Genomic DNA, 7,652 nt, shown 5'->3' with positions numbered 1-7,652 from the left:
GGCTGAGGGTGCTGTCGTCGCCCACCTGGACCGCCGCTTCGGCCGGACGGGGCGCAGCGGCCGCGGCGGTCGCCGCCGCAGCCGCCACGCCGCCCCCAACCAGCAGAGCCCGGCGCGAGGCGGAGGGGAGGATCCCCTCGCGCTCAGGCTCCGCCGCCGTCACCACTTCACGCTCAGACGGGCGTAGCCGTAGCGCCCGTTGAAGCCGAACGGAGAGTAGTAGGGGAAGCCCAGGACGCCGTTGCTGTTCAGCGTCGCGGGAACGAAGTCGGGGTATTCGTCGAAGACGTTGTCCACGCCCACGGCGACGCCGATGCGATCCGTGACCTGGAAGCGGCCTTCCAGATCGACCGTGGTCTTGGCGCCGGTCGAATAGTCGTTGGCGGCGGTCGAACCGGGCTGCAGCACGTCGGCGTAGTAGGTCGCCCGCGCCGTCGCGCCCCAGCGGCCCAGGCGCCAGTCTGCCGAGGTCGAGACCTTGGTGTCCGGCGTGCCTTCCTCGATGGTCAGGATGCGGCTGCGGGCGAACAGGGTCGGCACCGGGTTCAGCACCGACGAGGAGGTCGGCAGTTTGGTCACGCTGACGTCGTTGATGTTGGCGGCGACGGTGAAATCGAAATCGCCGATGCTTTCGGTGCGCAAACGATAGCGGCCGACGATATCGACGCCCTCGGTCTCGGTCGTCACCCCGTTCAGGAAGAAGCGCGCCGCCTGGACGCCCAGCGGGTCCAGCAGGCTGGCGACCTGGGGCGAGAAGCTGCGGTTGATCAGTTCGGACAGGACGATCTGATCCTCGATGGTGATCTTGTAGGCGTCCACCGTCAGGTCGAAATTCCCCAGACGGACGACGGCGCCCAGAGAATAGTTGGTCGAGGTCTCGGGCTTCAGCGCCCTGGCGCCCAGGGCCGTGGCGACGGGGCTGGTGGCGGGGAAGGTGCCGGTTTCGACCACGGCGCCGTTCTGGATCACCGACGAGGTCGAGGTGAAGAAGCTCTGTTGCAGCGACGGGGCGCGGAAGCCGGTCGAGACCGAGCCGCGCAGGGCGAAGTTGGGGCTGAAGTCGTAGCGCGCCGCCAGCTTGCCGGTCTGGGCGTCGCCGAAGTCGGAATAGTCCTCGACCCGCAGGGCGCCTTCGACCGTAAACTTGTCCGTCAGCGGGATTTCCACGTCGGCGTAGAGGGCGACGGCGTCGCGGTCCTCGTCCACCTCGTTCGAGGGCTGGAAGCCGACGAAGCCCTGGGCGCCGCCGGCCAGGGCGGTGTTGCCGCCCAGCGGACCGCGATTCCAGGATTCCGGCTGACCGGCGTCGATCTTGTAGCCTTCACGACGGGCTTCCAGACCCCATGCGAAGTTCAGCGGGCCGCTGAGGCCCACCTCGAACTGTCGGGTGAAGTCGGCGCCGAAGACCAACTGGTCATAGGTCAGACCGCCGGAATCGAAGCTGGTAGGCGAGGCCGCGCCGTAGGTGGAGTTCAGCGAGTCCTCGGTGCGGAAGTCCAGGGCGTTGCGGCCGTAAACCAGGCTGAAGTCGGCGTTCCACCCGGCGATCTCGCCCTTCACGCCGCCCGCCAGCGACAGGTCCTGCGAGTTGACGGCGATCTTGGGCAGGAAGCCGTTGGGATAGATGCTGACGACGTTGTTGGTGTTGTTGGGCAGGCGCGGGAAGGCGGCGCTCTGGCTGTCGCGGTCCTGATAGCCGGCCCAGCCGTAGGCTTCCCAACCGGCGGCCAGCGGCTTGCCGGCGTTGGCGAAGACGGTCCACTGCTCGACCTTGGGGTCGCCGGCGCGGGCGGTGACGGCGTTGGGCGTCACGCGCGGGTCCAGGTCCGAGCGGTTGGTCGGCTCGCGGTTCAGGTATTCAGCCGACAGGGTCAGGAAGCCGTCGGAGCCGAGACCCAGGCCCTGCCAGGCCGAGGCGGTGACGGTGCGACCGTCGGTCTCGTCACGTTCGCCGCGCGCGGTCTCGACCGTGGTGAAATACTGGCCGTAGGTGACGCTGGCGCCGCCGCCCTCGCGGGCTTCCTTGAGGCGCAGGTTGATGACCCCGGCGATGGCGTCCGAGCCGTATTGCGCCGAGGCCCCGTCGCGCAGGACCTCGACCCGGTCAAGCGCGCCGGTCGGGATGGCGTTCAGATCGACGGCGGCCGAGCCGCGCCCGATCGAGCCGTTGACGTTGACCAGGGCCGAGGCGTGGCGGCGTGTGCCGTTCAGCAGCACCAGGGTCTGATCCGGCGACAGGCCGCGCAGAGTGGCCGGGCGGACAGAGTCGGTGCCGTCCACGACCGACGGGCGGGCGAAGACCAGCGACGGCACGCTCTGGGCCAGGGCGGCGGCGAACTCGGTGGTGCCGCGCGTCGACAGGGTCTCGGCCGTCACGACATCGACGGGGGCCAGGGTGTCGAGGCGCGAGCGGCTGGGCACGCGGCTGCCGGTGACGACGATGTCGTCGACCGAAGTGGCGTCGGCGGGGGCTTGCTGCGCGGCGGCGGCGCCCGCGATCAGCAGGGCAGCGCTGGAGGAGGCCGCGAACAGGGCGGAACGGTAAGCAAGGATACGGGTCATCTCGAGAGGTCAGCTTTTCTGATTTGGACGCAAGGAAGCGGGCGGCGCCGTCGAACGGCGTCGTGAGGCTGCGTCGATTGTCTGGGTGGTCAGGGCCGGCGGCGGACCGGCCGGAAGGCGATCAGCGGCGGGCTGGACATCGCGCCGGTCGAACGACCGGGCGGTGTGTAGTGGCGTACAGGCGCATTCGCATCGTCATCTCCCGCCCATCGAGGGAGGATGAGCTGTGACGATATTGCGGTGCGAAGACGGCGCGGAATATCGAGAATATGTCGCTGAACGCGCAGAAAAACTAAACAATCTGGCCAAGAAAAAGGGGCGCGTCCCGAAGGACGCGCCCCTTGATCGATACCGTCAGTCGACAGATCAGGCTTCGTCGCCGAAGCCTTCTTGTTGACCGGCGCCGCCTTCGATCAGTTCTTGGGCGGCTTGTTCGGCGGCGTTACGCTCGTCGTCGAACTGGGCGCGGATGACATCCTCGCCCTTGGCTTGACGTTCGGCTTCTTCGGCCGAGCGCGCGATGTTGATCTTGACCGTGGCGCGGACCTCGGGGTGCAGGCGAACCGGCACTTCGTGGACGCCCAGCGACTTGATCGCGACGTTCAGAACGACCTGCGAACGCTCGACCTTGCCGCCTTCGGACTGAATGACTTCAGCCACGTCGCGACCGGCGACCGAACCGTACAGGTGACCGGTTTCACCGGCCTGACGGATCATGACGTAGGTCTGACCGTCGATCTTGTCGGCGATCTTCTGAGCTTCGGCCTTGTTCTTCTCGTTGCGCTGCTCGATGGCGGCGCGGTCGAGTTCGAACGCCTTGAGGTTGGCCGAGGTCGCGCGACGAGCCTTGTCGCGCGGCAGCAGGTAGTTACGAGCGAAGCCGTCCTTGACGGTGACGACGTCGCCGATGGCGCCGAGGTTCTCGACGCGTTCCAGCAGAACGACCTTCATCTTACTTCACCACGTACGGCAGGAGGGCCAGGTAGCGAGCGCGCTTGATGGCCTTGGCCAGTTCGCGTTGCTTCTTGGCGGAAACGGCGGTGATGCGCGAGGGCACGATCTTGCCGCGTTCGGAAACGTAACGCTGCAGCAGCTTCACGTCCTTGTAGTCGATCTTCGGCGCGTTGGCGCCCGAGAACGGGCAGACCTTGCGGCGACGGTAGAAGGGGCGACGGCCGGCCGAGCCGGAGCCGGCCGGGGCGCCCGGGATGGGAGCGGTGGTGTCGGTCATGATCCGGTTCCTTATTCCGAGGCCGCAGCTTCGTCGGTGCGCGGGCCGCGATCGCGGTCACGCTCACGTTCACGACGAGCCAGCAGGGGCGACAGTTCCAGGTCGAGTTCCTCGACGCGGACGGTCAGCCAACGCAGGACGTCTTCGTTCAGCGACAGCTGGCGCTCGACTTCGGCCACGGCGGCAGCCGGGGCGTCGAGAGCGAGCAGGGAATAGTGAGCCTTGCGGTTCTTCTTGACCCGGTAGGTCAGGTTGCGCAGACCCCAGTACTCGATCTTGGCGACGCTGCCGCCGCCTTCTTCGATCAGAGCCTTGATGGTGTCGTTCAGCGCTTCGGCCTGTTGCGCCGAGATATCCTGGCGCGTCATGACCGTGTGCTCGTAAAGAGCCATGCGGTAGTCTCCCTTGTGGGCATCGGCGTGAATGGGACCGGGTAGTCCTGTCCACGATGGCTCCTGAAGCGGCGGCCGGGAGGACTTCCCGAACCCTTTGGCGTTCCGCAACAGGACCGAAGCCCTGGAAAGGCGGCGCGTATAGGCGAAAAAGCCCGCCAGAGCAAGGCTGGGCGACCGGCGTTGCCAAGCGCGGCCGAAACAGCGGATGGTTTTCGCCTGACCGGAGACGCCGCATGACCTCGTCCGAGCCGAACGCTGTGCTGAAAAGGCGCTGGTCCCTGATCGGGCCGGGCATCGTCGTTGCGGCGACCGGGGTAGGGGCGGGCGATCTGGTGGCGACCCTGATCGCGGGTTCGCGCTTCGGCTACGCCCTCCTGTGGGCGGCCATCATCGGCACGGTGCTGAAGATCGCCCTGGCCGAGGCCGTGGGGCGCTGGACCCTGGCCAGCGAGCGCAGCATCTTCGACGGCTGGTCCAGCCTGGGGCGCGGCCTGCTGCCTGGCGCTATCGGCGGGCGTCTGAACTGGGCTGGGCTCTATTTCGGCCTCTACGTCGTCATCTGGGGCTTTGTGTATGGGGCGGCGGCCATGACGGCGACGGCCCTGCCTCTGGCGGCGTTGTTCCCGGTGCTGGATCTGAAGGCCTGGGGGATGTTGAGCGGGGTCATCGGGCTGACCTTTGTCTGGTTCGGCGGCTATGGCCTGTTCGAGAAGGTGATGACGGCCTGCGTCGGGGTGATGTTCGTCACCGTGGTCGGCCTGGCCGTGATCGTGACGCCGGATATTCCAGCCCTGCTGCCTGGCCTGTGGCCGACCCTGCCGCAGGGATCGGTCTTCTATACCCTGGGCCTGATCGGCGGGGTGGGCGGGACCATCACCATGGCCGCCTATGGCTATTGGCTGAACGCCAAGGGCTGGCATGGGCCGGGCTGGATGTCGGTCATGCGGCTGGACAACCGGGTCGCCTATGCCGTCACCGGGGTCTTCGTTGTGGCCATGCTGATCGTCGGGGCGGAACTGCTGCACGCGGCGGGCATCGCCCTGCAGAGCGGCGCCCGGGGGCTGCTGGATCTGGATCAGGTGCTGCGCGAGCGTTTCGGGCGGCCGATCTCCATCCTCTTTCTGGTCGGCTTCTGGGCCACCAGCTTCTCCAGCCTGCTGGGCGTCTGGCAGGGCGTCAGCCTGATGTTCGCCGACTTCACCGCCCATGTGCGGGGCCGGACGGGCGAGGAGATGGTGCGCGGGGACAAGAGCCGGGCCTTCCGGGGATACGCCCTGTGGCTGACCTTCCCGCCGATGGCCCTGCTGTTCATCGAGCGGCCGTTCGGCCTGATCGTGGCCTATGGGGTGCTGGGCAGCCTGTTCATGCCCTTCCTGGCCGGGACGCTGCTGTGGTTGTTGAACAGCGACCGCGTGCCGAGGGAGTGGCGCAGTCACGGCCTGTCGAACGCCCTGCTGGCGGCGGCGGCCCTGCTGTTCGCCGTGCTGGCGGGTAAGGAGCTGATCGGCCTGTTCTGACGCCGCCTGTCAGCGCCTGCTTGCCGTAGGGGAGGGTTTCGCTTACGCCTCGCGGCCTTGAATCAACGGACCACGGATCGTTCCTTTATGACCCTCGCGCTTCTCTTCCCCGGTCAGGGCAGCCAGAGCGTCGGCATGGGCGCCGCTCTCGCCGAGGCCTTCGCCAGCGCACGCGACGTCTTCGCCGAGGTCGACGACGCGCTGAACCAGAAGCTGTTCGACCTGATGCGCGAAGGCCCGGAAGACCAGCTGACCCTGACCGAGAACGCCCAGCCGGCCCTGATGGCCGTCTCCGCTGCGGCGGCGCGGGTGTTGAAGGTCGAGTTCGGCGTGGACGTGACCAAGGCGGGGTTCGTCGCCGGTCACTCGCTGGGCGAATACTCGGCCCTGGCCGCGGTCGGCGCGATCAGCCTGTCGGACACCGCCCGCCTGCTGAAGCTGCGCGGTCAGGCCATGCAGCGCGCCGTGCCGGTGGGCAAGGGCGCGATGGCCTCGCTGATCGGTCCCAAGACCGACCTGGCCCTGGCGGAAGAAGCGGCCAAGGCCGGTTCGGAGGTCGGCGTCTGCGTCGTCGCCAACGACAATAACAACGGCAACGTCGTCATCTCGGGCGACAAGGCCGCCGTGGACCGCGCCATCGAGAAGGCCAAGGAACTGGGCGCGCGCGCCATTCCGCTGAACGTCTCGGCGCCCTTCCACTGCCCGCTGATGCAGCCGGCCGCTGACGAAATGGCTGATGCACTGGCCGACGCGAAGATCGTCGCTCCGGCCGTGCCGGTGGTCGCCAACGTCACCGCCCGCCCGGAAACGGACGCCGAGGTGATCCGTCGCCTGCTGGTCGAGCAGGTCACGGGCCGCGTGCGCTGGCGCGAGAGCATGGAGTGGATGGCGACCGAAGGCGGCGTCACCCGTTTCGCCGAGATCGGCTCGGGCAAGGTCCTGACCGGCATGGCCAAGCGCATCGCGCCGGACGCCGAGAGCCTGGCGCTGAACACGCCCGAAGACCTCGAAGCGTTCGCGAAAAGCCTTTGATCCTTCTCCCCTTGCGGGAGAAGGTGGATCGCGTAGCGAGACGGATGAGGGGTCGCTCCACATGAACGACTTCTCGGATTGAAAATACGACAGGGGTCGGCAAGACCTCTCATCCGGCCCTGACGGGCCACCTTCTCCCGCAAGGGGAGAAGGAAGAGGAGACAGAGATGTTCAACCTTTCGGGAAAGATCGCCCTCGTGACCGGCGCGACCGGCGGCATCGGCGGGGCCATTGCGCGCTCGCTGCACGCCCAGGGCGCGACGGTGGTGCTGTCGGGCACGCGCGAAGCGGTTCTGGCTGATCTGGCCAAGGAACTGGGTGAGCGCGCCTTCTTCGCCGCCGCCAACCTGTCGGACCCGGACTCGGTCGACGGCCTGGTCGCGCGCGCCGAGGAGGCCGCCGGCGGTCCGCTGGACATCCTGGTCGCCAACGCCGGCATCACCAAGGACGGCCTGCTGATGCGGATGAAGGACGAGGACTTCCAGTCCGTCATCCAGATCAACCTGGAGTCCTATTTCCGCCTGACCCGCGCCGCGGTGAAGGGGATGATGAAGCGCCGTTCGGGCCGCATCATCGGCGTGACCTCGGTGGTCGGCGTGACCGGCAACCCTGGCCAGACCAACTATTCGGCGTCCAAGGCCGGCATGATCGGCTTCTCCAAGTCGCTGGCCCAGGAAGTCGGTTCGCGCGGGATCACGGTGAATTGCATCGCGCCCGGCTTCATCGCTTCGCCGATGACCGACGTGCTGAACGACCAGCAGCGCGAGGCCATCCTGACCAAGATTCCGTCGGGCCGTCTGGGCACGGGCGAGGAAATCGCCGCCGCCGCCGTCTATCTGTCGTCGGACGAAGCCGCCTATGTGACGGGCCAGACGCTGCACGTGAATGGCGGTATGGCGATGATCTGAAGCGTTG

General features: G+C 67.5%; 7 protein-coding genes. 3 read left to right on the top strand and 4 right to left on the bottom strand.

Translation table 11 applies throughout. The features are described 5' to 3' along the window. Positions 1 to 159: 159 nt before the first annotated feature. The 4 genes from ACREEF_RS15040 to rpsF form a co-directional block, all read right to left on the bottom strand. Complete coding sequence (locus tag ACREEF_RS15040) at positions 160 to 2,562, bottom strand: TonB-dependent receptor plug domain-containing protein (protein WP_431566377.1); 2,403 nt, start codon at positions 2,560 to 2,562, stop codon at positions 160 to 162. Between the two features lie 366 nt (positions 2,563 to 2,928). Then, positions 2,929 to 3,513: a 50S ribosomal protein L9 gene (rplI, locus tag ACREEF_RS15035; protein WP_431566376.1), complete on the bottom strand. Its 585-nt coding sequence runs from the start codon at positions 3,511 to 3,513 to the stop codon at positions 2,929 to 2,931. Position 3,514: 1 nt separating this feature from the next. Continuing rightward, on the bottom strand, positions 3,515 to 3,793 hold the full coding sequence (gene rpsR / locus ACREEF_RS15030) for a 30S ribosomal protein S18 (RefSeq protein WP_105564333.1): 279 nt from the start codon (positions 3,791 to 3,793) through the stop codon (positions 3,515 to 3,517). 11 nt (positions 3,794 to 3,804) lie between these two features. Next, entirely contained in the window at positions 3,805 to 4,185 is a 381-nt protein-coding gene (rpsF, locus tag ACREEF_RS15025) for a 30S ribosomal protein S6 (RefSeq protein ID WP_431566375.1), read from the bottom strand. A 236-nt stretch (positions 4,186 to 4,421) separates the two neighbouring features. Between rpsF and ACREEF_RS15020 the strand changes: the two genes are divergently transcribed. The 3 genes from ACREEF_RS15020 (at position 4,422) to fabG (ending at position 7,645) form a co-directional block, all read left to right on the top strand. Continuing rightward, on the top strand, positions 4,422 to 5,705 hold the full coding sequence (locus tag ACREEF_RS15020; RefSeq protein WP_431566374.1) for an Nramp family divalent metal transporter: 1,284 nt from the start codon (positions 4,422 to 4,424) through the stop codon (positions 5,703 to 5,705). 87 nt (positions 5,706 to 5,792) lie between these two features. Next, positions 5,793 to 6,737 carry an ACP S-malonyltransferase gene (gene fabD, locus ACREEF_RS15015; protein ID WP_314429284.1) on the top strand — a complete coding sequence of 315 codons (945 nt, stop codon included), beginning with the start codon at positions 5,793 to 5,795 and terminating at the stop codon, positions 6,735 to 6,737. Positions 6,738 to 6,904: 167 nt separating this feature from the next. Next, positions 6,905 to 7,645 (top strand): 3-oxoacyl-[acyl-carrier-protein] reductase, encoded by a 741-nt coding sequence (gene fabG, locus ACREEF_RS15010; protein ID WP_431566373.1) that lies wholly within the window; start codon positions 6,905 to 6,907, stop codon positions 7,643 to 7,645. The last annotated feature ends 7 nt before the right edge of the window (positions 7,646 to 7,652 follow it).

Origin of the sequence: Brevundimonas sp. (genome assembly GCF_050729455.1) — a bacterium.
Classification (GTDB): domain Bacteria; phylum Pseudomonadota; class Alphaproteobacteria; order Caulobacterales; family Caulobacteraceae; genus Brevundimonas.
Note: the sequence above shows the minus strand (reverse complement) of the source record. Positions and strands in the feature narration are given on the sequence as shown.

Bases quoted from the DNA above. Each gene is read 5' to 3' on its own strand.
- fabG (WP_431566373.1), top strand. From the start codon at position 6,905: ATGTTCAACCTTTCGGGAAAGATCGCCCTCGTGACCGGCGCGACCGGC.
- rpsF (WP_431566375.1), bottom strand. From the start codon at position 4,185: ATGGCTCTTTACGAGCACACGGTCATGACGCGCCAGGATATCTCGGCG.
- ACREEF_RS15040 (WP_431566377.1), bottom strand. From the start codon at position 2,562: ATGACCCGTATCCTTGCTTACCGTTCCGCCCTGTTCGCGGCCTCCTCC.
- fabD (WP_314429284.1), top strand. From the start codon at position 5,793: ATGACCCTCGCGCTTCTCTTCCCCGGTCAGGGCAGCCAGAGCGTCGGC.
- rplI (WP_431566376.1), bottom strand. From the start codon at position 3,513: ATGAAGGTCGTTCTGCTGGAACGCGTCGAGAACCTCGGCGCCATCGGC.
- ACREEF_RS15020 (WP_431566374.1), top strand. From the start codon at position 4,422: ATGACCTCGTCCGAGCCGAACGCTGTGCTGAAAAGGCGCTGGTCCCTG.
- rpsR (WP_105564333.1), bottom strand. From the start codon at position 3,793: ATGACCGACACCACCGCTCCCATCCCGGGCGCCCCGGCCGGCTCCGGC.